The organism is Alteromonas antoniana, from assembly GCF_019249295.1.
In the GTDB taxonomy this organism is placed as follows: domain Bacteria; phylum Pseudomonadota; class Gammaproteobacteria; order Enterobacterales; family Alteromonadaceae; genus Alteromonas; species Alteromonas antoniana.
The window spans coordinates 16,168-40,615 of record NZ_JAESDH010000016.1 but is presented as its reverse complement, the minus strand read 5'-3'; the positions used below and the strand labels follow the sequence as shown (position 1 = coordinate 40,615).

Genomic DNA, 24,448 nt, shown 5'->3' with positions numbered 1-24,448 from the left:
GCGCAAGCCGACTAGGTATCCGGAACGTTTGAAAGGGACGTAAAGTACATCGCGAACTCTGGCAGAGTCCGCATCAGGCAAAGAGGCTGGCCTGCATATCTCGACCAGCCATTTTTCCTGCTTAATAAAGTAAGCCGTAAACCTTTCTGCGGTACTCAGATTTCAGCGGATCGCCATCGGCAAGGGCATTGACCATATCCAGCATCAGCTTGCGCGCGTCACCAAAACCCAGATCCTTTTTCAGCACAGTGTAAAGTAACTCCAGCGCTTCATCCGCCTTGTGTGCCTGTTGTAACTGCACGGCAAGATCGACTTTGTACTGCAAATTATCCGGCTCGTTAGCCACAGCCTCTTGCAGTTGCTTGATTTCAGGGGTTTCTGCTGCCTGTTCGGCCAACTCAATCTTGCCGTTAAGTGCCTGATAGCGTCCGTCCTGATCGACCATTTTTATGGTCGCCAGCTGTTCTTTCGCCTGAGAAACCGAGCCGGTTTCAATTAAGCAATCGATATACAGGTATTTCGCATCGATATTGTCCGGATTAATATCGAACGCTTGCTTTACGATAGGAAACGCAGCCTGATAATCCCCGGCAGCAGCCAGCTGGGCAGCTTCCTGCAACGCATCATCTTCAGGATTTGGTAAATATTTTGCCAGCATTTCACGAATTTGCGCTTCCGGCTGCACCCCGGCGAAACCATCAACAGGCTGTCCGTCTTTTACCAACATGACGGTAGGCAGACTTCTTATACCAAATTGCCCTGCGACTTCCTGTTGCGCATCGCAATCGACTTTCGCCAGGATCATATGTTCACTGTACTCGCCCGCCAGCTTCTCCAGTATTGGCATCAAATCTTTGCATGGCTCGCACCAGTCAGCCCAGAAATCGACCATCACCAGCTTTTCCTGAGAGTCCTGCAAGATCACTTGCTGGAAATTTTCGACGGTGATATCCACCACCGTTGCGGTGTTATTTGCGACTAAATTATCCATAGTTTTTGCCTGTTAATCTGCGTTGTGGGTTATATGGGGCGGTTAGGGAATATTACAAGGTGATGCTATGAGTATCACAGGTTCACGCCTGTCGTAAACTGTGGCAAATTGGCGCTACGTTAAAATAGTGTTAATGTGATGCGAGCTGGATCCTGTCGCAGCTACGTTGACGAATACCAGTCCAGTTTACATTGATAACTGCACGGAGAGGATGATGAGCACACCCGACAATCAGGTTCAGAAACACCACGAGCCCTTTACCCGTTTTGCTGATTTTTATCCGTATTACCTGCAAGAGCACTCGCATCCCACCTGTCGCCTGCTGCACTTTGTCGGCTCCTGGCTGGTACTTGCCGTAATTGGGATTGCCGTCATCACACAAATGTGGATGCTGTTATGGCTGCTACCGGTTATTGGTTACGGTTTTGCCTGGGTCGGTCATTTTTTCTTTGAAAAGAATAAGCCCGCTACCTTCAGTTATCCGCTGTATAGTCTGATGGGCGACTGGGTCATGTTTAAGGATATCCTTACAGGAAAAGTCTCGCTGAGATAACGGCGGCCAGGGTTTACCACTATCTCATTTGTTACGTACACGGAATTCAGCGTGATCGGCACGAACTCAGTGGTCGTAAATAGCCGGATACGAATTCGCACAGTTGCGTGCCCACAATAACCAGTCATAGGGTGTGTCAATAAGACGACTTCTGACTGCCTGAATAAGATGGGGCTCGCATTGCGCGCACAGGGCAATGTGACCCCAAGTTACGTGAGCGAAATTGCAGTGCGAAACGGTAGCGAAGAATTAATAATTAAAAAGGGAAGCACATGCTAGCAATAAGAAAGGTCTCTCTGGCGCTTGCGCTGTTTACTGGCGCAACCGCAGCCAGTGCGGACTCATCATCACTTCCGGATACGCTGTCTTATCAGGATACATTTAATCTTGAGTACCCCGCCTCGCCGTTCTTCCTGTCGGATGGCGGTACGGTGGTTTATGAGCGCCGTAGCATGGATATTATGCAGGACCGTACTCATTCCTCTTTGTGGCAGGTAGATTTGAAAACCCAGTCTCACCGTCCGTTGCTGGCAAATAATGCCAATATCCGGCAGGCGGTGCTTTCCGACGATGGCAGTAAACTGGCTTATATTTCAGACGAAGGGGGTTCCGCGCAGCTGTATGTGCGCTACATGGACTCTGGCCAGTCAGCCAGACTCACCAACCTGACTCATTCTCCGGGCAGCCTGACCTGGTCTCACGATGGACGCCATATTGCGTTCACCCTGTTTACTCCTGCCAGTCAGCCGCCTTTGTTTAAGGACATGCCGCAAAAGCCAAATGGTGCCAGCTGGGCTGAGCCAGCAAAACTTATCGAAAAAACACAGTACCGTTCAGATGGAGCAGGTTATTTACCTGAGGGCCATCAGCAAATCTATATTTTACCCGTCAGTGGCGGTACGCCGCGACAGCTGACCACCGGCAATTTCCCTAATGGCGGAAGCCTTTCCTTCAGCAAGGATGATCAGTGGATTTACTTTGCCGCGGATCGCGAAGAAGACTATGCGCTGCGTCCTCTGGGAGGCGATATTTTCCGTGTAAATACACAGTCAGCCGCGGTTGAACAAATCACTGATATTGCCGGGCCTGAGTATGCGCCTTCGCTTAGCCCTGATGGCAAATGGCTGGCATTCGTGCAGCTTAACGATCGCAAACTGTCCTACCAGACCGGCGATATTATGATAATGCATACAGAATCAGGTAAAACCCGTCGGTTAACCTCGGCGCTGGATCGCAATATCGGTGGCTTTGTCTGGGCGGATGACAGCGACAGCCTGGTATTCTCGTATCTGGATGAAGGCAACAATCGCCTTGCCCGCGTAGAGCTGGACGGCGACATCGATAAACTGGATATCACCATTGGCGGTCAGTCAATGGGGCGTCCTTACACATCCGGAGAATTCGCACTGAGTAAAAAGGGTGATATCGCGTTTACCACAGCGACGATGACAACCCCTGCAGATCTGGCCTTACATACCCGCCGCGGCAAAACCACTACACTAACGGACCTGAATTCCGACGCGCTGGGTCACCTGAAGCTGGCGCAGGTTGAAACGATTAACGTCACGTCGAGTGTGGATGAGAGGAACATTGATGCCTGGATTGCCTTGCCGCCTGACTTTGACAGCAGCAAGCGCTATCCGATGATCCTTGAAATCCACGGTGGCCCTCACGCTGCCTATGGGCCACATTTCTCTATGGAAGTGCAGCTCATGGCCGCTAAAGGTTACGTGGTTGTCTGGTCAAATCCTCGCGGTAGCTCCTCTTACGGAGAGGACTTCGGCAATCTGATCCACCATAACTACCCGTCTGAAGATTATAACGACCTGATGGACGTGGTAGATGCGGTAGTTGCCAAAGGCTATGTCGATACTAACAACCTGTTCATCACCGGTGGTTCTGGTGGGGGCGTTCTGACGGCATGGTCAGTGGGCAAAACAGACCGGTTCGCCGCAGCGGTGGTTGCTAAGCCCGTTATCAACTGGGTGAGTTTCGCGCTGACAGCAGATGCGTATCCTTACTTTAGTCAGTACTGGATGGAAGCCATGCCATGGGAAGTCGCGGATAAGTTGTGGGACCGCAGCCCGCTGTCACTGGTGGGCAACGTGAAGACCCCTACTATGCTGTTGACGGGTGAGTCGGATTACCGCACCCCCATCAGCGAATCTGAACAGTTTTATCAGGCGCTGCGACTACAGGGCGTTGATGCTGCCATGGTTCGCATTCCCGGAGCCTCACACGGTATTGCGTCCAGACCTTCACGACTGATCCAGAAAGTGGGTAACATTCTGGCCTGGTTTGAGCGCTACAAAACCACACAGGATAAGTAGCACGGATAACGCACACTATCGTGCGAGCGAAGCTTACAAAAATGCCGGGATTTACCCGGCATTTTTTATAAGCGTCCAGCTAACTTAGCTCATCTGGCTATGGCACCGCGATGAAGGCAGTGCAGCTGCGTTATGGTTACTGTCAGACGGTGGGCCAGCATGGGATCAGCGGATAATACCGCACAACACGCGCGGCCCGCCGCCACCGAGCTTCTTCGGCGTATCGGAATAATTGTCACCGCCTTCATGGACCATCAGGGCTCGCCCCTGTATATCGTTCATACTCAGACGGGGAGCAAGAACCGGGTGTGTCGCATCCCCCTGTTTACTCACATAAAGTAGTGGCAGGTCGCCCATGTGCGCATCATCATCCCACGGATAGCCGTGGTTGCCGGTCTGCTTCGGGTCGTAATGACTGCCGGCAGCACCTGCCGGTACGCTTTTCCCTTCTTTCATGCTGCTTTCACACGACGGGTTTTCGTGTACGTGAAAACCATGCCCGCCCGGTTTGAGACCGGTCAGCGCCGGGGTAAATACCAGGCCATAATCGGACTCACTTACCACGACGGTTCCCATCGCTTCGCCGGTACTCGCGTCCGTCATATCAATCGTGGTGGCCAGTGCTGATGCACTGGAAACGCTTAGCAGTAGTGCAATTAATTGCTTTTTCATAGTCGTTCCTTGTGGTGAATTTACTATTGCTTAGGTTTGCAAATGATGTCGGGATCACCACGTCCTGCAGATTTAATGTGTGCAACGTGTTCGCAGCACGTTGGAATACCATCGCGGTAAACATCAGAAAAGAAAGCGGGCGTTGCCCTGTTAGCGGGAGTGAAACACCGTCATCTGATAATCAACAGTTGATAATGCGATAGATATTGATGTCAAAAAAGGCCGGCAACTTGCCCGGCCTTTTCACCACGTTACGTGTTGGCATACTGGTCAATCTGAATTGCCAGAATCCCTACGTTGCTACTTTCCTGCGAATAGCATCAACGCTGGGTAAGATGTTCTTCCAGGAACATATAAACGGCCTGACGCTGAATATCCCGGTTTTCCTTTTTGCGATAACCGTGACCTTCATTGAGGGCATTCATGTACCACACCTCTTTGTCTGCCGCGCGCAGCGCTTCTACAATTTGTACTGCCTCGGTAACCGGCACCCGTGGGTCGTTTTCACCCTGAATAACAAACATCGGCACCTTTATTTTCTCGACATTGTTACTCGGACTAATGCGCTCAAGAAACGCGCGCATGTCTTCGTCCCGCTCGTCACCATATTCAACCCGACGCAAATCCCTGCGGTAATCTTTGGTATTTTGCAGGAAGGTAACAAAATTTGAGATCCCGACAATGTCCACAGCCGCTTTAAGCCGGTCACTGTAATGTACCGCACTGGCCAGCACCATGTAGCCGCCGTAGCTGCCACCGTAAACCGCTACCCGGGAGGCATCCAGGTCAGGCTGCGTGGCGATCCAGTCAAGCAGCGCGCCGATATCTTTCACGCTGTCTTCGCGCTGAAAACCGTTATCCAGATTAATATACTCTTTGCCATAGCCTGACGAGCCGCGAACATTAGGGGCAATAACTGCGATCCCTAACTCTTTAGCCCACAACTGAAATGTGCTGGCAAAAGAAGGACGAAACTGCCCCTCCGGGCCGCCATGAATATACACCACAACCGGACTTGGTTGCGCCGATTTCGGCTTATAAACAAAGGCCGGGATCTGTCGTCCGTCAAAGCTTTCATAACGGATCAGGTCCGGCTCAACAAAGGATTCGGTATCCAGCCCGCCAACTTCACTGAAGGTCCAGCGTGTCAATTCACCATATTGCGTTGCTTTCGGCTTCAGGTTTAAAACAAACGTATCGCTGGGCGTTTTCGAGGTATTAAGTGTGAGCGCCAGCTTGCTGTTTTGCGGCCCGATTTCAAGCCCGCCAATCAGACCCATTGGCAAATCTTGCACAGCAGTGTATTCCAGCGTTTTGGTATCCATCAGATAGAGTGAATCGCGCCCATCCTGATTTACCGTAAACGCTGCGCGTTCACCATTGTCACTGAGGGTAAAGTCACTGACATTCCAGGGAATATCTGCAGTGATGACGCTGAGCTCTCCGCTCTTAGTGTCCAGATGTGCGAGCTGTCGGAACTCACTTTTCTGATTTGTCACCAGAAACACACCGTTGCCGCTTTTATCAAACCCTAGCGCGAAGTTTACAGAGAGATTATCCTGACCACCGGCAATCAGGGTTTTCTCTTCGCTGTCTGTTTGCTGAATGTACACCCGCGAGTCACTGGCGCTGATGTATTGCTGCACCAGTAGCTGACGGTTGTCTTTGCTGAAATCTGATGGCCCCCACCAACTGCCATCTTCGGAAGCCAGAACCATGGTCGCTTCATCAGGCTTGTCCGGGTTCAGCATCCAGATATCATTGCTCGCACCGTTGCGCCGCGTGCTCTGGAAAGCCAGCCAGTTACCATCCTGACTCCATACCATTGCTCCGTTTCTGGACTCGCCGTCCGTCAGCATACGGTGCTTGCCTGTTGTCGGGTCCAGCAAAAAAATCTGGGCGTACTCATTGCCGCCGGAGTCCATGGTGAAAGCCAGATTATTGCTGCCTGGCTGTCTGGCCACACTGCCTACCGGCTCCGGAAAAAATGTCAGTTGCTGGCGGGCGCCTCCAGGGCTGTCCACCCGGTGCAGTTGCGACACGTCGCCAAAGCGAGTGGAGATATACACCGAAGTTCCATCGTTGGTAAAGCTACGAAAGGGCGCTGAACGCACGTTCTGATACTGATTTAAGGCTGCTTCCACCTGCGCCGGAATTTCCGGCACATCCTGCATTACCAGTTGCCCATTGTTCGCGGTGCGTTCGGTGTAGGCGGGATCTTCCTGTGCCATACCGATGTGGCTTACCGTTAATCCAGCAACAAATAGCCAGGCTATTTTCATGGTTTCTTTCCTCTGTCGTTGTCGTTCTCTGCTCTTCGGGGCCTCCCGAGACAACAGCAATATTGTGGCGAAAATACGTCGCTGCGAACCGTTTCTCAGCAGCAGTCATAGCGTAGTACACAGACACAGAAGTCTGCGCTTTTTCTCACTTACCGCTACTCTACCGGTTTTCCCGACAAACACAAAAAACGCGGCACCATGGCCGCGTTTCCCGTTATCTCTGATCCTGCTGTCAGAATATTAATTTGCAGGAGATACCTTTAACAGCTTGCCGTTCGGGGCGTCTGTCAGCAGGTAAATAAACCCATCCGGTCCAACTTCCACATCGCGGATCCGCTCGCTGCGGTTACGCAGGTACTCATGCTGATCTTTGGGTGTATCCCCTTCCATCTCGACACGTCGCAGATGCGTGAATTTCAGCGACCCGACTAACAGGTCTCCTTCCCACGCTTTAAAGGGCTCTCCATAGTAGAAGGTCATGCCACTTGGTGCGATTGACGGGTCCCAGTAAAGTACAGGTCGCTTCATACCTTGCATTTCCGTCTTATCAGAAATGATATCGCCGTTGTAATCGATGCCGTAGGTAATTTCAGGCCAGCCGTAATTGGCTCCGGCTTCCAGCAGGTTGACCTCGTCGCCGCCTTTCGGGCCATGCTCCATCGCCCACACAGCTTTCGTCTGCGGGTGCACGGTGATCCCCTGGACATTACGGTGTCCGTAAGAATAGACTTCCGGTGCGCCACCGTCAGTAAACGGATTAGATTCCGGCACACTGCCATCGGCATGAATCCTCACTATTTTACCGAAATGATTATCGGTATTTTGTGCCTCATCCATGTACTTGTAACGATCGCCCAGCGTGACAAACAGGTACCCCTCGCTGTCAAAAGCCAGGCGACAACCGAAATGAAACCCGTTATTCACCAATGGTGCGGCAGTGAAAATCGTTTTTGCATCCGCTATTTCACCGTCTTTCAGGGTGGCTTTTGTTACGCTGCTACTGCTGCCGCCATCGCCGGGTTTGCTGTAACAGAAGTAGATCGTATTATTGGAAGCAAAATCGGGATCGACAGCGACATCCAGCATGCCGCCCTGATTGACCGCCGCCACGTCAGGTACGTTTTTCAGCCGCTCACCAAGGCCTTCTCCTGGCGTATATACGCGAAGTCCGCCAGCCCGCTCACTGACCAGAATGTTGCCATCCGGCATAAACGCCATGCCCCACGGATGGGTTAACCCATCTGCCAGGGTCTCAACGTTCAGCTCAATGTCCTCAGCAGACGCTGCAGTTCCTACAAATAAAGAGGCCGCGGCAATTGCCGCAGCCTTTAATTTATTAGCCATTTGTTTCTCGCTTTCTTAGTTTGGCAGCATCGCACGAAGCATCCACGCCGTCTTCTCGTGTACACGCATGCGATCGGAAACCAGTGCTGCTGTGGACTCATCATCGGCGTCCTGTGCCAGCTTCAGCGCCTCACGACTGGTTTTAACCACCTGCTCGTGTCCGTGAGTTAGCAGTCGTACCATTTCCGTTGCTTCCGGTACGCCTTCCACTTCTTCTATTGAACTGAGCTGTGAAAACGATTTGTACGTGCCCGGCGCAGCAATGCCCAGGGTACGGATACGCTCTGCGATTTCATCAACCGCTTCTGCCAACTCGGTGTAATGCTCTTCGAACATCAGGTGCAGTTCACGAAATTGAGGGCCTGTCACGTTCCAGTGAAAATTGTGGGTTTGCAAATACAGCGTGTAGGAATCGGCCAGCAGTTTTTTCAGACCTTCCGCAATTTCACTGCGGTCCCCTTCAGAAATACCAATATCAATCTTTGTCATCGCTTACTCCTTTTTTAAGTTTTTGCGAACAGATTAAAAACTAAATATCTAATCTATATTTTTGATACTAAAGCATCAGGGATTTGGATTAGTTTCACCGCAAATTCCTTCCCTGAACCAGAGCTTAAGCGCCTGACACAGGCAGATGTCCGGCTCGTTCTGCACAAACCGTCTTCACCCGCGAGCGCCTGTACTGACAAACGTCACGCCATTTCAACGACCTGACGCACATTCTCAGTCTATTAATGATGATGGTGGTGGCTTGCTTCTTTATCAATGGCTTTTACCGCGGCATTTACCGTAATGGTCTCGCCATTTGCCATTGTCAGGGTCAGCGGAACTGTGTCACCCTCTGAAAGACCCTGCTTCAGTCCCATCAGCATAATGTGATAGCTGCCAGGTTCAAAGCTCATCGTGGTACCGGCTGCCAGCACAATGCCTTCTGTGACCTGACGCATCTGCATCATATCGCCACGCATATCTGTAGTATGAATTTGGGCTTCACTCGCGATATCTTCGGCTACCGATACTGCACTCACGGTGCGTTCCGTCTCGCCGGTATTCTCGATGGTCAGATAAACAGCACCTGATTGGGCCATAGGGAACGTAGCCCGGGCGTAAGGATCCATTATCATAACGTCAGCCTTAGCATAGGTCAGCGAAGACAACGACAAACCCAGTATGGTGAAAAATAATTGCCTGAAAGACATACGGTTACTCCGAAAGATACGAAGGGTTATCTTACGGTAGTCACTGACGGGATAAAAGAAGAAATAGAAATGGTGCCGACTGCCGGAATCGAACTGGCGACCTACTGATTACAAGTCAGTTGCTCTACCAACTGAGCTAAGTCGGCACACTAAGGTGACACACTGATACGACATTCCCTGAAGGGGGCTGCGTGACAGCGGATGCGTATTTTAGTCATCCGCCGCACGTTGTCAAGCGATTAAATGTGTTTAAGACGCTGCGCCTCGTTGCCCAGTTTAGGAAAAAACTCAACCGGTACGTAGGATGACAGGGTCTGCAACTTATCGCCGAGTTCTGCGTAAGTCTGCGCGGTGATGTTAATGTGGCCCATCTTACGCTTCTCTCTTACCGACTTGCCGTACCAGTGCAAATGGCAGCCTGGGATACTCAGCAGGTCACGGGAGAAGCTGCTGCAGCCAATAATATTGACCATCGCCGCCGGCCCCCGCGCGCGGGTATCTCCCAGAGGCAAGCCGCATACAGCACGCAAATGGTTTTCAAACTGACTGGTGTCACTGCCGGTTAAGGTCCAGTGACCTGAATTGTGTACCCGGGGTGCCAGTTCATTGACCAGTAAGGTGTCACCGCACTGAAATAACTCAACAGCAAGCACGCCAACGTATTCCATGCCTTCCGCCAGCGTGGTGAAGATCTTTTCCGCTTCGGCCTGAAGTTGCTCACTCACCTTCGTGGCCGGCGCCACAGACACATGCAACTGCCCCTGATGATGCAGATTTTCAGCCAGCGGATATACCTTTATTTCACCTGACTTACTGCGAATACCGATAACAGAGAGTTCGCGGTCAAAGTTAAGCATTTGCTCTACCACAAGCGGCACTGTCTCTAAATCAAGTGCAGATAAATTGCGTTTCAGCTCATCAAGCTTTGCGGCATCGGTAAGGCGCCATTGTCCATAACCATCGTATCCATCACGGCTGGCTTTCAGGATAAGCCTTTCACCCAGCGATGACAGACACTCATCAAGCTGGTCCAGTTGGGTAACTATACGATGTGCGCAATTAGGCACGCCGACAGATTCCAGCAGGCGCTTTTCTCTGACCCGGTCCGCTCCCACTAATACCGATTCAATGCCAGGCATCAATTTTTCTGAGCGCGCCGCCTCTTCCAGCAAGCGCTCCGGAACGTGTTCAAACTCCACGGTAAGCGCGTCCGCCGCATCAATCGCGTGCGCCAGTGTGATGTCTAACGGCTGTTTATTGACGGGATTTACCACCGTGTCGTTGCTGACATCTACCGCCTGAACATCAATGCCAAGCGGGCATCCTGCTAAATACATCATTTGTGCCAGTTGCCCGGCACCGTAAACGAGGACCTGCATCAGTCGAGCTCCAGCTTGCTGCTGGCAAGCACCTTATCGGTCTGCGACTGACGAAATGCGATAACTGCATCACGGACTTTTTCATCGTGCAAGGCCACTACCTGTGCAGCGAGCAGTCCGGCATTAGCGGCACCCGCTTCGCCGATTGCCAGTGTGCCAACGGCAACGCCTTTAGGCATCTGCACAATAGACAGCAATGAATCCAGACCGCTCAGCGCACGAGATTTCACCGGGCAACCAAACACAGGCAGATGGGTATGTGCGGCGACCATTCCAGGCAGATGCGCGGCGCCACCTGCGCCTGCAATAATGGCACTGAAACCGTTTTCTGCTGCGCTCTCGGCGAACTCGACAAGTAAGTTCGGCGTACGGTGTGCAGACACAACTTTGGCTTCAAACTCTACGCCAAATGCCTTAAGCATTTTGGCCGCTTCCTGCATGGTAGGCCAGTCTGACGTGGACCCCATTACAATCGCAACTTTTGCCATCTACAAATCCTCAACGGTTAGATGTTTGACTCACCTGGCTGGCCCGACTCTGATCGTGGTGATGATCTGGTTTTGGCATCAGGCCCGGCCTTCTGGAAAAGCCGGCGATTGTAGCGCAATTTCCCATCAAATCCCATAGCTTCGCTACGCTTACAGCGCTTCAGCAATAAACTTGACGTAGCAATATAATAAAATAGTATTTATCTATATTTACAAAAATAAATAAGAAAAAGCCGTATGAACAACATCACTTTTCGCTTGTTAGAAGTCTTTCAGCACGTCGTCGATGCGGGCTCAGTTACTGCGGCGTCGGTTGAATTAGGTTTATCACAGCCTACCGTTTCTCTGCAGCTGAAAAAACTGAGTTCGATAGTGGGCATGTCACTGCTGGAGTATCAGCAGGGTAAGGCAGTCATGACCGATGCAGGCATAGCGGTTTACCGCTGCGCGCAGGAAGTACTGACTTCGCAACAAACGCTCAACAGTCAGATACAGGCCTTGCAGGGCCTTGAAGTGGGCTCACTGAAGCTGGCTGTTGTGACTACCGCCAAATACATTATTCCGCCGCTTCTCAGCCCGTTCTGTAAAGCTCACCCCAATATCGATGTTCGCTTCACTGTGGGTAACCGGGAAAAGATTGTTGACCGTTTGACGCGTAATCAGGACGACCTGTATATTTTCAGCCTGCCACCAAGCAATCCAGAACTAGCCTGTACGCCATTCAAAGAAAACCGCTTGCAGGTTATAGCACCGCCTGATTATGACGGGCCTGATAACTGTGACCTCAAAACCTTACAGAACGAGAAATTCCTGCTCAGAGAAACCGGAAGTGGCACCCGCCGCGCCATTGACGACTTTTGCCATAAGCACGGGGTTCATTTTGATAATGTCATGGTTATTGAAAGCAATGAGGCTATTCGCCTGGCGGTGTCTTCCGGACTCGGCCTGGCAATTGTTTCTGAACATACACTTGCGCAGGTGCCAAAAGACACGTTCAAAGTACTGAACATAGTGGACTTTCCGCTGATAACGCATTGGCAGGCAGTCACGGTCAAGTCACGCCCGATGAGTCTGGCATCGAAAGCCTTTCTGGAATCTCTGACGACGTCTGTTGCGTGATGCGTGTGTAGTCAGCTCGCGGTTTTACAGGTGACCGTCTTATTCAGTTTGTACGAATATATCGTGACATCACCGCAAAAAGGCGGGCTTTACGTATTGGTTTGCTGAGATGTGCGTTCATGCCAGCAGCCAGACATGCCTGTTGGTCTTCTGAAAACGCGTTAGCGGTTAATGCGATAACCGGAATGGTTTCGACACCATCCTTTCGCTTGCGTATTTCCCCGGTGGCCGCAAACCCATCCATGACCGGCATCTGACAATCCATCAGTACCAGATCAAAATGCGTGCGTGACAACGCTTCTAACGCCTGCTCACCATTGTGCGCGCGCAAACACTTGACCTTTTCAGAGGCCAGCATCTCCATCACAATTTCGGCATTAATATCGTTGTCTTCTACCAGCAGAATGCGGGAATCAGGTGGCAACGGCGATACATGCTCCTCGTCAGGCACTACATCATCAAGACTCTCTTCAAGCGGAACAGTGACGGTAAATGTGGTACCCGCCCCCGGGGCGCTGGTAACCTGGATATCGCCTCGCATAAGCGTTATCAATCCTTTTGTTATCGCCAGACCAAGTCCTGTTCCACCATAAATTCGCGTGGTGGACGCATCGGCCTGTTCAAACTGTTCGAAGATACTTTCATGCTTTTCGGGCGAAATCCCCACGCCAGAGTCGGTAACCGACAAATACAGCTGGTTATTTTCATATGACGCCGTAACCTCCACGTCGCCATTTTCGGTGAATTTGACCGCGTTGCTCAACAGGTTATTCAATACCTGACTGAGTTTAGCGGCATCCCCATAAACACTCGCAGGAAGGTTGTCATGAAGATGCAGTCCGATGTCGACGCCTTTTTGTTTAGCCGTCTGAGAATGCAGCTGACAACAGGCTTCAACCACCGAGTACAGCGACATGGACTGATGTTCCAGCGTCATTTTTCCTGCTTCAATTTTAGACCAGTCCAGTATGCTGTTTAATATATGCAGCAGATTATTTGCCGACGACGCAATAACACCGACTCGTCGTGCGATGTCTTTATCCAGTGGCTTACTCAACAGGTTTTCGCACGTGCCAATAATGCCATTCATCGGGGTTCTGATTTCATGAGACATGTTGGCCAGAAACTGTGTTTTTGCGACATTGGCTGCTTCGGCTTCATCCAGAGCAATGGTGAGTGAGCGGGTTTTGTCTTCGATGCGTTCTTCCAGAGAGGCATTCAGCACGCCCATTTCAATATTCAGGCGATGCTGCTCTTCCCGTGAAGCATCGAGGGCCTGAAATGCCTGCACCAGACGTCGTTGCAGCGATTCAAACTCTTCATTCAGCGCTGAAATTTCCTGAAGCTGCAAGCCGGCGTTCCGGGTCATTTTCTTCATGCTTTTGGCAGTAGGATCAAACTCCGTAAAATGCCGGATAAGCCGGATTATCGGCTTATCAACCAGTCGGGCTACCAGCTGCCCTACCAGCACGCCAAATAATGCGAGCAACAGCAATACCACTAATGCCAGCAGCAGATATTCACTGGTAACGCTAATAAAACGCTTAACATCATAGTAAAGGTATACGCGCCAGCCGATATCCGTGATGGGTGAGACTTCCGTAAGCCAGGAAGCATCATTCAGCACCACCTTACCCTCGCAGCCATCACACACCTTGTGATTCACCAGAGATAAGGTCTCGATGCCTAAAGAAGGCGATGCATACACGGCACGCGATGCCGTGTCGGTAATTAGCAGTGAGAAGCCTTCCATATTTTGTTCGTCAAAAGAGACGAAGGTATCCAGTGACAGCGAGCCTTCAACAATGCCCGTATGCTCACCTTCATCAGTGGTTATCGGTGCCGACATCGCAACGATAGGATCATTACCAAACCCACGACCGCGAAACGCGTCTGACTTGTACGCCATGCCTGCGTTCATTGGCACAATGAAATAACTACGCTCCGAGACATTGGTAAACCCGGTTTCGCGTGCCTTTTCCAACAGGTTGTCAGGATGTGCATGAGTGATTTCTCCGGTTTTGTCGGTAATCAGAAACGTCAAAAACTGGGGATTGGTATTCGCAAGGTTATCGAGGAGACGTTGCGAGAGACGATCTCGCTGCTCCTGACTCAATGTCTCCAGGCTGGCCACATTTGCCGCACTGTTAATGATGGCGTTGTGATGAACGGTCAGAAAACTGTTCAGTTGCTCCGACAGCACCATGGTTCGCTGCGTCATGTAGTTAGTTATGCGGTCAGAAGTTTGCGACTGAAACACGCCTACATAAAAATAAATCACCAGCAGCAATAACATGAAAAACGTGCCAGCAAAAAAGTAGCTAAACAGCGACTCGATGTGCATGACCTCGTCACTTTTTGCTCTGCCATAAAGGCTATAGCCGACATACACAAAATGACCGGCTAACAGAGAAAATATGCCACTTAACCAGGTAACCATAGCGGCGGTCATGATGATAACCGGCTCTGCAGGAAAGCGAAAATAGTATTCCACCAGCAGAGGAGGGATAAGGATCACAGACCAGTAATACATCCCTGTTTTTAACACCCTGAAGGTATCACCGCGGTTGCTGAGCAAGGCAATTATCAGTGGTAATAACACCAGTCCGGCTATATCCACTATCGCGGACTGAGTCAGAAAAACCGGCAGGCTGATGATGGTAAGGGAGGGAATAACAACCCGAAATGGATAGACCAGAGCAATATATACCGCTGGCGCAAAACCAAAGGCAATTGTGCCTTCAGACTGAAATGGTGCCGGCAATATATTCAAACCGGCACCGATAACACATAGCAACAGAATAGAGAGCGCGTTTTTACCGCTGATTGGCTGAGGTTTCACGATACTCTCTTCATACAACAGGGACTAGTTGTTCTTCATGTAGTCAAGTGTCAGGTTGGTTAGCAGCTCCACCCCCAGTTTCATTCCCGAGTCATCTACATAAAACTCAGGTGTATGATGGGCGGGAGACTCTTCCTCTGGCACATCTAAAGGTTTTCCGCCAACCCACATATACAGGCCCGGAATTTCCTCCTGGAAGAATGAAAAGTCTTCTGCGCCGGTTACCGGCTTTGTCAGAATGGTATTTTCTTCGCCAGCCGTTCGTTTTACGGTAGGCAACATCTGCGCGGTCAGCTCGGGATCGTTGTAGGTAATCGGATAGTAATAATCCAGTGGCAGTGTCAGCTCGGCCTCTGCCCCCATGCTGTCAGCGATACCTTTCACTTTGCGCGGCAGCGTTTCGTAAATGTGATCGCGGGCCGCTTTATTCAGGGTGCGAATGGTGCCCACCATTTCAACCGTTTCAGGAATAATGTTAGAGCGGTTGCCACCATGAATGGAGCCTACCGATACTACCGCAGCGTCATCAATCAGTTTAAGCTCACGGCTGACGATAGTTTGTAAACTCATGATCATTTGCGCGGCAGTGACTACAGGATCGACGCTCTTCCACGGATACGCACCATGTGCCTGTTTACCATGGATAACAATTTTGAACGGGTCTACGGCCGCCATGGTACCACCCGCGTTATAGCTGACGGTTCCTACGTCGGAATTGGCACTGATGTGCAGGCCAAAAATGACGTCGACATCAGGATTTTTCAGTACGCCTTCTTTTACCATGATTTCCGCCCCACCTTTTTCACCGGCAGGTGCCCCCTCTTCCGCAGGCTGGAAAATAAACTTCACTTTGCCGCGTAGCTCAGACTTCATGCCGGTCAGAATTTTGGCAGCGCCCATCAGCATGGCCATGTGCGTGTCATGACCACACGCATGCATTACCGGGACTTCCTGGCCGTTATACTCGCCCATCTGAGTCGAACGATACGGCAAATCACTTTCTTCTTTTACCGGCAGGCCATCCATATCGGCACGCAGGGCAACAACCGGACCGGGTTTACCACTGTCGAGCACCGCCACAACGCCAGTCCGAGCGACGCCGGTTGTGACGTCTAAATCCAGAGAACGCAGGAATTTTTCGATGTACTTTGCGGTATTGAACTCGCGATTTGATAGTTCAGGAAACTCATGAAAATGGTGGCGCCATTTGATGACATCCGCCTCAACTGCCTCGACCTTTTTCTCTACATCAGTTTGGGCGACGGAGACAGTAGCGAAAACGCCGAGCGCTGCAGCAGCAAGTTTTCTATACATAGTTACATCCTTTGTTTTCATTTTAGGTAGTGGTCACTAGTCCAGCATACTAGGTAAGGTGCGAATAAGTCTATGGCCGCACAGGCTTAATGCCCTTCCCTGTGATCCTGGCCTTGCAAATGCATACTTCAGAACTCGCTGATTGACTCTGAACGTAGCCGCTCCCTTTCTGTATTTTGATAAGCCTTGCAGTACATTTTTCACAGCGACACGTGTGAGAGGAGCATGCTCACACTGATTTGAAAATCCTATCTTTCTTACAGGGGGAAGCGCAATATTCACTGTTACCGGCCACCAGAAATAGTGAAAAGGGTTACCGCACAACATCATTGGTTTGGGAAACTACCTAAAACCTGCAAACTTCAGTATTGCTGCCGCGTCGTTTACGCACCGGACGCATGCTAAACAGCACAGCAACACCAAAATGAACAGTAAAGCAAAAGCGTGTGTTTGAACATTAGACAGAAGTTTGAACTTCATATTTTGACAGGGATACCCGCCAGTCCGGCTCAGCCGGAGCAGTTCGAAACGCGTTTTAAGTGAGGGCTGCGTGTTAATGCATAAAAGCGAAATGATTCGGCTGTGAGTGCTGCCATGTTTGTACGCTTTCAAAAGCGCGCTGTATGCCATGAGAAGTGATGATTGATACAAACCCGGACATCTTCTTCGAACAGCCGTATGAAACATCAACAATCAACGCAGCGCGTTCAGTCTCACCTGGCGCGTTTCGTTAGTCATAAAAAAACGCGCTCTGAGGCGCGTTTTTGTCTTTCTGAAACTGTTGTCAGCTTTTCTGACGCTTCATGGCATCAAAAAACTCGTCGTTCGTTTTCGTCATGGACAACTTATTAATAAGGAATTCCATGGCGTCAATTTCTGACATTTCATGCACAATCTTGCGCAGGATCCACATTTTCTGCAGCTCGCCCTCAGAGGTCAACAACTCTTCACGGCGTGTACCGGAACGGTTGAAGTCAATTGCAGGGAAAACACGCTTTTCCGCAATCTTGCGGTTCAGATGCAGTTCCATGTTACCGGTACCTTTAAACTCTTCGTAGATAACTTCATCCATTTTAGAGCCGGTATCAATAAGCGCGGTGGCGATGATGGTCAGGCTGCCGCCTTCTTCCACGTTACGTGCCGCGCCGAAGAAACGCTTAGGTTTATGCAAAGCGTTGGCATCCACACCACCTGTCAGCACTTTACCTGACGAAGGGATTACGGTGTTGTATGCACGTGCCAGACGCGTTATGGAATCCAGCAGGATAACTACGTCTTTCTTGTGCTCTACCAAACGTTTGGCCTTTTCGATAACCATTTCAGCTACCTGAACGTGGCGGCTGGCTGGCTCATCGAAAGTCGATGCTACAACCTCACCACGCACCAGACGGTGCATTTCGGTCACTTCTTCCGGGCGTTCATCGATCAGCAATACCATCAACTCACACTCAGGGTGGTTGGCAGCAATAGACTGCGCAATGTTTTGCAGAAGCAGTGTTTTACCCGCTTTAGGCGGCGCTACAATCAAACCACGCTGACCGCGACCGATAGGCGATGCCAAATCCAACACGCGCGCCGTAATATCTTCCGACGAACCATTACCACGCTCCATGCGCAAGCGAGACTCGGCGTGCAGTGGGGTAAGGTTTTCAAAAAGGATTTTAGTGCGGGAGTTTTCTGGTTTGTCGAAGTTGACTTCGCGGATTTTCAGAAGGGCAAAATAACGTTCACTGTCTTTAGGTGGTCGTATCTTACCGCTTATCGTGTCACCGGTGCGCAGATTGAATCGACGAATCTGGCTGGGTGAGACGTAGATATCATCCGGGCCTGCCAAGTAAGACGAATCCGCCGAACGAAGGAAGCCAAAGCCATCCTGAAGGATTTCCAGGACGCCATCACCGAAAATATCTTCACCGCTTTTTGCGTGTGCTTTCAGGATAGAGAAAATGATGTCTTGTTTTCTGGCTCGCGCCATATTTTCCAGGCCCATTTCCTCGGCCAGGCCAACCAGCTCGCTGATTGGTTTGTTCTTTAGTTCAGTTAAATTCATACTGGTGGGTCTTTGTGCTTGAACTTCGCTTACAGGACTATTAGTCACTACGTTTTCTTTAGAATAGAGTTAAATTATGCCCGGATGTGGGCTAAGCAGAACGCTGCTCAGATGAGAGCTGATAGAACGTTAGCACCATAACCCGAGTACGTCCAGCCTTTTAACCCAAGATGTTAAAAAAAGTTAAACAACCGGCTTAAACCGGCGTTGCCAATGTTACGTCATACGTTGGCGCGTCAATGCACCGAGCTAGGATCGCAAAATCAGGTAGCATGCCTTCTACAGCAGGAATTGTTACCTCGTAACCGCTTCCCGGGGCCACTTCAACCAACTCATTCTTGTTATTGCGTAAATCCTGGAGTTGAAAGCAGAGGTTTCCCGATGGCGTCATCAGCTCAACAGTATCCCCCAGAACAAAACGGTTTTTCACATCGATAAGCCAACGTCCATCGACCGTCTCACCGGTTACCTCTCCTACCAGCTGGCGCGAATGACTTTTTGACTCACCCCGCTCATACTGCTGATACGCCTCATGAGAATGACGTTTAAGGAAGCCATCAGTATAGCCCCGATTGGCCAAATGTGATAATTCTGCCAGCCACTGTGGGTCAAACGCCCTCCCCGCCACCGCCGCATCAATAGCCTGACGATAGACCTGCGCGGTGCGAGCACAGTAATAAAACGATTTCGTTCGCCCTTCGATTTTTAGAGAATCGACGCCAATCTCCACCAGCCGATGTACATGCTGCACCGCACGCAAATCCCGGGAATTCATGATGTAGGTACCGTGCTCGTCTTCGTCAGCTGACATTAATTCGTCAGGGCGCATTGGATCTGCCAGCAAGAATGCCTGTTCGGTCGGGGCACCCTGACCTAATGTGGGCTCGGGCACATACTGACCAACACTGTCCTCGGTCGCAGGCGTTACTTCATAGTTCCACCGACAGGCATTGGTGCAGGCCCCCTGGTTTGGATCACGCTTATTAATATAGCCAGACAATAGGCAGCGCCCGGAATACGCCATACATAAAGCGCCATGCACGAACACTTCCAGCTCGATATCCGGGCAGCGCTGGCGAATTTCTTCAATTTCATCCAGTCCTAACTCGCGGGATAATATGACTCGCTTAATCCCCTGCTGCTGCCAGAATTTCACCGTCGCCCAGTTGACCGCGTTGGCCTGTACAGAAAGATGAATGGGTAAATCTGGAAAATGCTCGCGGGTCAGCATGATCATGCCAGGGTCAGACATGATTAAGGCATCTGGTTTAACCTCGGCAATTCCCCTGACATCATCAATATAGGTATTTAGTTTGCGGTTATGCGGTGCCACATTACTGACGATATACAATTGCTTTCCCAGCGACCGGGTGCGCGCGCGGGCCTCGTGGAGTTTTGGCAGAGTAAACTCGTTGTTTCGCACCCGTAGCGAATAACGTGGCTGACCGGCATAAACCGCATCAGCACCGTAGGCGAGGGCATAATTCATATTTTTAAGCGAACCGGCAGGGGACAATAGCTCAGGTGTATCAGACATCACTTTTCTTCAGTTTTTTACGCGTAACATGGTGGCGCCTCTGGTATGCGCCAACGACACGCTGACAATGGAAAACAGAAGTATACGAAGGGGAGCTTTAGCGATTGTTGCGGTAAATCAAACAGGCACAAAAAAGCCCGGCGAACATGACATTCCCGGGCTTTTTTTCTGAACTGAACCGTTACAGGTTTTCGTTCAGAAATTCTGTCAGTTGCGTTTTCGATAAAGCGCCAACTTTGGTTGCGGCAACGTTACCACCTTTGAAAAGCAACAGCGTAGGAATGCCACGAATACCGTATTTTGGCGGCGTTTCGTTATTTTCATCGACATTCAACTTACCAACTGTTAACTTGCCATCGAATTCGCTCGCAATTTCTTCCAGAATTGGTGCGATCATTTTACAAGGGCCGCACCACTCAGCCCAGAAGTCAACCAGCACAGGACCGTCGGCATTGATAACATCTGCTTCGAACTTATCGTCAGTTAACTGGATAATTTTGTCGCTCATTCTTTTCTCCATGATTGGTCTGTCGCTGATTTGTATCAGCTCTACCATAAGTGTTATATAGAAACTGTTTTTTAATGCAAGCACTGATAAGCTATAAGCTATGCAAACAACTCATTTAACTGATACTCACTTTTCTGATTTGCCGATTAACCCTAAGGTCATTGATGCCCTGAAGGCGGCGAATTTCTCTCATTGTACACCTATTCAGGCGTTGTCTCTGCCCCCGTTGCTGGATGGCCTTGATATTGCGGGCCAGGCACAAACCGGGACCGGCAAAACCATCGCATTCCTGGTTGCCACATTCCATTACCTGCTTAGCAAAGCAGATAATGAGGAAACCAGCAAATCGAAAGGGCCACGTGCCATCATTATGGCACCTACCCGCGAACTTGCGGTACAGATATACAACGACGCTGAACTACTTAGTAAGCACACCGGCATATCGCTTGGGTTGATTTATGGGGGCGAAGGCTACCAAAGTCAACGGGAAGTGCTTGAAGAAGGGGTGGATATAATTATCGGTACGACAGGTCGCATCCTGGACTACTACAAACAAAACGTATTCACGCTAAATAACATTCAGGTAGCCGTGCTTGATGAAGCCGATCGCATGTTCGATCTGGGCTTTATTAAGGATATTCGTTACCTTTTCCGCCGTATGCCAGCTGCCGAGAAGCGTCTTAGCATGCTGTTTTCTGCCACACTAAGCTACCGCGTGCAGGAACTGGCTTACGAGCACATGAATAACCCGACTCACGTACAGGTAGAGCCACAGCAAAAAACCGCCAGCCGCGTGCAGGAAGAACTGTTCTATCCGTCAGATGACGACAAAATGTTGCTGTTACTGACGCTGCTGGAAGAGGAATGGCCGGACAAAGCCATTGTCTTTGCGAACACCAAGTCGGGCTGTGAACGCGTGACTGACTGGTTGGCCGCTGATGGTCACCGCGTAGGCATGCTAAGTGGTGACGTACCGCAGAAGAAGCGTCTGGGCATTCTGGAGGACTTTACCAAAGGGGTACTGGACATTCTGGTTGCCACTGACGTAGCAGCCCGCGGACTTCATATCGATTTGGTTACCCATGTGTTCAACTTCGATCTGCCGGATGACGCGGAAGACTACGTTCACCGCATTGGCCGGACTGGGCGTGCCGGACAAAGCGGACATGCCATCAGCTTTGCCTGTGAAAAGTATGCACTGAATCTGCCGGACATCGAAAAATATATTCAACACCCTATTCCGGTAACCGATTATGATAAATCGGCATTACTGGATGATGTGAAAGCGCCAAGACAGCGTCGACGCCGTACGCCAAACAATCGCAACACGCAGCGCCGTGGTCGTGGCAGAGGCAAGCCTAATAACCGTAACAGCTAGTACGTCTATGCAGCCAGAATTACAACATGACACCCAGACCTATGGTGAATATTACGCCGCTGTTGACTTAGGCTCTAACAGCTTTCATATGGTCGTGGTGCATGTTGTTAATGGCAGCGTGCAAATTATTGGCAAGGTGAAGCAAAAAGTACGTCTTGCCGCAGGCCTTGATGAAGACATGGCACTGGATGAAGTCAGCATGGAACGCGGCTGGCAATGTCTGCAAACTTTCTCTGAAAGGCTGCAGGATATTCCACCCTCGAACATCAAAGTGGTAGCCACGGCTACCCTTCGACTGGCAACCAACGCCCACGTATTTGTTAAGCGGGCAGAAGACATCCTCAAGCATAAACTGGATGTTATCAGTGGTGAGGAGGAAGCCAGACAAATCTATCTGGGCGTTGCCTATACGTCGGCGAATCAGGGCAACACGCTGGTCATTGATATTGGTGGTGCCAGTACCGAAATCATTATTGGTAACGACATGCAACCTATCCACCTGAAAAGTCTGGATATGGGGTGTGTTACCTTTATGGAAAGGTACTTTCCCGGCGGGATCATTACGGAAGAGAACTTTAACGCTGCCAAACTCGCTGCACATGCGCTGTTGGATGATGTCGCAAATACTTTCCTGTGCTTCGACTGGCATCATTGTCTGGGTGCATCCGGCACACCTCAGGCCATTACCGAGATTTTAGTGGCACAAGGGATCAGCGACGCCATTCGCCTGGACTACCTGGATAACCTCGAAAAACAGTGCATTGAGTGTGGCAATATCGATGCCCTCAATATTCTTGGACTGGAGGACAACCGCAAAGCGATTTTCCCCAGTGGACTGGCTATTCTCATCAGCTTGTTTGAAAAGCTGAACATCAAAGAAATGAATATCTCAGGCGGTGCACTGCGCGAGGGTTTGATTTACGGCATGCTGGATAACCTGCAGGAAAATGACCGCCGGGTTCAGACACTAAACCAAACCACCGCCCGATACCATATTGATAAACCTCATGCTGATGCAGTACGCGGCCTGGCAGTAAACTTATGCCACCAGCTGTGTTCGCAACAGAATATCTGTCACCTGGATACCGAGGCAGTTCTGGGCGCGGCTGCCACGCTACATGAAATCGGCCTGCATATTGAGTATAAAAAGTACCATGAACATGGTGCCTATATTCTTACGCATATCGACCTGCCGGGCTTTACCCGCTTGCAACGTGCCGCAATACGCGACCTTGTTGCACACCATCGCACGAAGATCACAGGCGATGTGTTTGAACACTATCATGATGATGTAAAGCCCATGTTGGAGGGCCTGCTGCGTATTTTACGTATTTCCGTTGTACTTTGCCTGCGCCGTCAAAATAAACATATTCCCGAGGTAAAGCTGCAGGTATCGGATAGCCACTGGACACTGGAATTTCCGGATGGATGGCTGAAATCGCATCCGTTAATTAACGCAGAAATGGCTAATGAGGTCTGGCTGCAACATCGCGCTGGCTGGGAACTCAACTGCAAGTAGTCCCAATATCGTTGTCATACACTCAGCCAATTCTCGACTTTTTCCATTACATTAGCCACTGCCCGAGCATGGTAATGATGTTGCCTCCACACCAGATACAACGGTTCGGACACCGGATGGGCTAACGGCTGCACCTCAATCTTGTCCTGCTGCTGAAATGCATTTACCGCATTCTCCGGAAGAATGGTGTACCCAAGTCCACGACTTACAGGCTCCAGAATGAGGCTAATCTGATTACAGTAGCCGCTGCGTCTTAGCTGGCTGTGTTGCTGATAATCGGTAAAGTTCGAGCTGAGAAGCAAATTCGCATGATGTGCGCCATCCGGATGATCAATAAAACCCAGCGCATTCAGGCTGTTGATATCATCCACTTGGGCGTTTACAGGAGTGACTAACAGAAGCCTCTCTTCAGAAATTCGACGAAAAGCACATTGCGGGTCTTCTGGTAAGCGGGTCATCAACCCAATGTCAGTATCTCGTCCACTAATCGCATGCTCAATATCACTATTGGGCGCAAAACGTAAGTTTATTATTAGCCCGGCATGTTGCAGCTGCAGGCTAAGCAGCCTGTCATGCAATATCAACCCCGCACTGCCGGGCGTCATAATGCGTACTGTACCTGTATATTCTGATTCCCCTGTAACGCTATCGCTGAGCCGTTGTAACGCCGCCAGCACGGGCTGCGCCTCATGAAACATCCGCTCACCTGCTGCCGTCAGTGTAATGTGATTATCGCTGCGATCAACCAATATAGTGCCCACAGCGTCTTCCAGCTTGCGAATGTGCTGACTCACTCCCGACTGTGTCATGAAGAGACGTTCCGAGGCGCGGGTAAAGTTCCGGGTTTCGACGACACAGCAGAAGGTGCGCAACCAGACAGGATTAACCATAACAGTTTGTCATTACAATGATTAAAATTGATAATTTCACATTATATCAGATG

General features: G+C 50.4%; 19 protein-coding genes and 1 tRNA gene. 5 read left to right on the top strand and 15 right to left on the bottom strand.

Annotation, left to right across the window (positions count from 1 at the left end):
* Positions 1-121: 121 nt before the first annotated feature.
* Positions 122-991 carry a thioredoxin gene (gene trxA / locus JKP77_RS13950; protein ID WP_218311772.1) on the bottom strand — a complete coding sequence of 290 codons (870 nt, stop codon included), beginning with the start codon at positions 989-991 and terminating at the stop codon, positions 122-124.
* Positions 992-1,202: 211 nt separating this feature from the next.
* Here trxA (JKP77_RS13950) and JKP77_RS13945 point away from each other — a divergent pair, with 211 nt between their 5' ends.
* Positions 1,203-1,544 carry an Mpo1-like protein gene (locus JKP77_RS13945; protein WP_420840068.1) on the top strand — a complete coding sequence of 114 codons (342 nt, stop codon included), beginning with the start codon at positions 1,203-1,205 and terminating at the stop codon, positions 1,542-1,544.
* Between the two features lie 272 nt (positions 1,545-1,816).
* A complete protein-coding gene (locus JKP77_RS13940; protein WP_218311771.1) occupies positions 1,817-3,874 on the top strand; it encodes a S9 family peptidase in 2,058 nt (685 codons plus the stop codon).
* 165 nt (positions 3,875-4,039) lie between these two features.
* Here the strand turns inward: JKP77_RS13940 and sodC are convergent, their stop codons facing one another.
* The 8 genes from sodC to purE form a co-directional block, all read right to left on the bottom strand.
* Positions 4,040-4,546: a superoxide dismutase family protein gene (gene sodC / locus JKP77_RS13935; protein ID WP_218311770.1), complete on the bottom strand. Its 507-nt coding sequence runs from the start codon at positions 4,544-4,546 to the stop codon at positions 4,040-4,042.
* Between the two features lie 320 nt (positions 4,547-4,866).
* Positions 4,867-6,828 (bottom strand): S9 family peptidase, encoded by a 1,962-nt coding sequence (locus JKP77_RS13930; protein ID WP_218311769.1) that lies wholly within the window; start codon positions 6,826-6,828, stop codon positions 4,867-4,869.
* Between the two features lie 240 nt (positions 6,829-7,068).
* Positions 7,069-8,172 (bottom strand): PQQ-dependent sugar dehydrogenase, encoded by a 1,104-nt coding sequence (locus JKP77_RS13925; protein WP_218311768.1) that lies wholly within the window; start codon positions 8,170-8,172, stop codon positions 7,069-7,071.
* A gap of 15 nt (positions 8,173-8,187) precedes the next feature.
* Complete coding sequence (locus tag JKP77_RS13920) at positions 8,188-8,661, bottom strand: Dps family protein (RefSeq protein WP_218311767.1); 474 nt, start codon at positions 8,659-8,661, stop codon at positions 8,188-8,190.
* A gap of 242 nt (positions 8,662-8,903) precedes the next feature.
* The gene (locus tag JKP77_RS13915) at positions 8,904-9,371 is read right to left on the bottom strand and encodes a copper chaperone PCu(A)C (protein WP_218311766.1); all 468 of its coding nucleotides are present in this window, start codon (positions 9,369-9,371) and stop codon (positions 8,904-8,906) included.
* A 70-nt stretch (positions 9,372-9,441) separates the two neighbouring features.
* Positions 9,442-9,517: transfer RNA gene (locus tag JKP77_RS13910), tRNA-Thr, on the bottom strand.
* Positions 9,518-9,610: 93 nt separating this feature from the next.
* The gene (locus tag JKP77_RS13905) at positions 9,611-10,750 is read right to left on the bottom strand and encodes a 5-(carboxyamino)imidazole ribonucleotide synthase (RefSeq protein WP_218311765.1); all 1,140 of its coding nucleotides are present in this window, start codon (positions 10,748-10,750) and stop codon (positions 9,611-9,613) included.
* Positions 10,750-11,238: a 5-(carboxyamino)imidazole ribonucleotide mutase gene (gene purE, locus JKP77_RS13900; protein ID WP_218311764.1), complete on the bottom strand. Its 489-nt coding sequence runs from the start codon at positions 11,236-11,238 to the stop codon at positions 10,750-10,752. The genes JKP77_RS13905 and purE overlap by 1 nt, the downstream gene beginning before the upstream one ends.
* A 237-nt stretch (positions 11,239-11,475) precedes the next feature.
* Here purE and JKP77_RS13895 point away from each other — a divergent pair, with 237 nt between their 5' ends.
* Complete coding sequence (locus tag JKP77_RS13895) at positions 11,476-12,357, top strand: LysR family transcriptional regulator (RefSeq protein WP_218311763.1); 882 nt, start codon at positions 11,476-11,478, stop codon at positions 12,355-12,357.
* Between the two features lie 43 nt (positions 12,358-12,400).
* Here JKP77_RS13895 and JKP77_RS22685 read toward each other — a convergent pair whose 3' ends face one another.
* The 5 genes from JKP77_RS22685 to trxA (JKP77_RS13870) all read right to left on the bottom strand — a co-directional run bounded on the left by JKP77_RS22685 (position 12,401) and on the right by trxA (JKP77_RS13870) (position 20,608).
* Positions 12,401-15,199 carry an ATP-binding protein gene (locus JKP77_RS22685; protein ID WP_218311762.1) on the bottom strand — a complete coding sequence of 933 codons (2,799 nt, stop codon included), beginning with the start codon at positions 15,197-15,199 and terminating at the stop codon, positions 12,401-12,403.
* A 24-nt stretch (positions 15,200-15,223) separates the two neighbouring features.
* Entirely contained in the window at positions 15,224-16,513 is a 1,290-nt protein-coding gene (locus JKP77_RS13885; RefSeq protein WP_218311761.1) for an amidohydrolase, read from the bottom strand.
* Between the two features lie 784 nt (positions 16,514-17,297).
* Complete coding sequence (gene rho / locus JKP77_RS13880) at positions 17,298-18,563, bottom strand: transcription termination factor Rho (protein WP_218311760.1); 1,266 nt, start codon at positions 18,561-18,563, stop codon at positions 17,298-17,300.
* A gap of 196 nt (positions 18,564-18,759) precedes the next feature.
* Positions 18,760-20,100 (bottom strand): prephenate-dependent tRNA uridine(34) hydroxylase TrhP, encoded by a 1,341-nt coding sequence (trhP, locus tag JKP77_RS13875; RefSeq protein WP_218311759.1) that lies wholly within the window; start codon positions 20,098-20,100, stop codon positions 18,760-18,762.
* A 181-nt stretch (positions 20,101-20,281) separates the two neighbouring features.
* The gene (gene trxA / locus JKP77_RS13870) at positions 20,282-20,608 is read right to left on the bottom strand and encodes a thioredoxin TrxA (protein WP_218311758.1); all 327 of its coding nucleotides are present in this window, start codon (positions 20,606-20,608) and stop codon (positions 20,282-20,284) included.
* A 100-nt stretch (positions 20,609-20,708) separates the two neighbouring features.
* On the opposite strand from trxA (JKP77_RS13870), the gene rhlB reads away from it, so the two are divergent.
* Both rhlB and JKP77_RS13860 read left to right on the top strand, forming a co-directional pair.
* On the top strand, positions 20,709-21,986 hold the full coding sequence (gene rhlB, locus JKP77_RS13865; RefSeq protein WP_218311757.1) for an ATP-dependent RNA helicase RhlB: 1,278 nt from the start codon (positions 20,709-20,711) through the stop codon (positions 21,984-21,986).
* Between the two features lie 7 nt (positions 21,987-21,993).
* Positions 21,994-23,505: a Ppx/GppA phosphatase family protein gene (locus JKP77_RS13860; protein ID WP_218311756.1), complete on the top strand. Its 1,512-nt coding sequence runs from the start codon at positions 21,994-21,996 to the stop codon at positions 23,503-23,505.
* A gap of 14 nt (positions 23,506-23,519) precedes the next feature.
* Here the strand turns inward: JKP77_RS13860 and JKP77_RS13855 are convergent, their stop codons facing one another.
* Complete coding sequence (locus JKP77_RS13855; protein ID WP_218311755.1) at positions 23,520-24,395, bottom strand: LysR family transcriptional regulator; 876 nt, start codon at positions 24,393-24,395, stop codon at positions 23,520-23,522.
* Positions 24,396-24,448: the final 53 nt, after the last annotated feature.

Bases quoted from the DNA above. Each gene is read 5' to 3' on its own strand.
- trxA (WP_218311772.1), bottom strand. From the start codon at position 991: ATGGATAATTTAGTCGCAAATAACACCGCAACGGTGGTGGATATCACC.
- JKP77_RS13945 (WP_420840068.1), top strand. From the start codon at position 1,203: ATGATGAGCACACCCGACAATCAGGTTCAGAAACACCACGAGCCCTTT.
- JKP77_RS13940 (WP_218311771.1), top strand. From the start codon at position 1,817: ATGCTAGCAATAAGAAAGGTCTCTCTGGCGCTTGCGCTGTTTACTGGC.
- sodC (WP_218311770.1), bottom strand. From the start codon at position 4,546: ATGAAAAAGCAATTAATTGCACTACTGCTAAGCGTTTCCAGTGCATCA.
- JKP77_RS13930 (WP_218311769.1), bottom strand. From the start codon at position 6,828: ATGAAAATAGCCTGGCTATTTGTTGCTGGATTAACGGTAAGCCACATC.
- JKP77_RS13925 (WP_218311768.1), bottom strand. From the start codon at position 8,172: ATGGCTAATAAATTAAAGGCTGCGGCAATTGCCGCGGCCTCTTTATTT.
- JKP77_RS13920 (WP_218311767.1), bottom strand. From the start codon at position 8,661: ATGACAAAGATTGATATTGGTATTTCTGAAGGGGACCGCAGTGAAATT.
- JKP77_RS13915 (WP_218311766.1), bottom strand. From the start codon at position 9,371: ATGTCTTTCAGGCAATTATTTTTCACCATACTGGGTTTGTCGTTGTCT.
- JKP77_RS13905 (WP_218311765.1), bottom strand. From the start codon at position 10,750: ATGCAGGTCCTCGTTTACGGTGCCGGGCAACTGGCACAAATGATGTAT.
- purE (WP_218311764.1), bottom strand. From the start codon at position 11,238: ATGGCAAAAGTTGCGATTGTAATGGGGTCCACGTCAGACTGGCCTACC.
- JKP77_RS13895 (WP_218311763.1), top strand. From the start codon at position 11,476: ATGAACAACATCACTTTTCGCTTGTTAGAAGTCTTTCAGCACGTCGTC.
- JKP77_RS13885 (WP_218311761.1), bottom strand. From the start codon at position 16,513: ATGTATAGAAAACTTGCTGCTGCAGCGCTCGGCGTTTTCGCTACTGTC.
- rho (WP_218311760.1), bottom strand. From the start codon at position 18,563: ATGAATTTAACTGAACTAAAGAACAAACCAATCAGCGAGCTGGTTGGC.
- trhP (WP_218311759.1), bottom strand. From the start codon at position 20,100: ATGTCTGATACACCTGAGCTATTGTCCCCTGCCGGTTCGCTTAAAAAT.
- trxA (WP_218311758.1), bottom strand. From the start codon at position 20,608: ATGAGCGACAAAATTATCCAGTTAACTGACGATAAGTTCGAAGCAGAT.
- rhlB (WP_218311757.1), top strand. From the start codon at position 20,709: ATGCAAACAACTCATTTAACTGATACTCACTTTTCTGATTTGCCGATT.
- JKP77_RS13860 (WP_218311756.1), top strand. From the start codon at position 21,994: ATGCAGCCAGAATTACAACATGACACCCAGACCTATGGTGAATATTAC.
- JKP77_RS13855 (WP_218311755.1), bottom strand. From the start codon at position 24,395: ATGGTTAATCCTGTCTGGTTGCGCACCTTCTGCTGTGTCGTCGAAACC.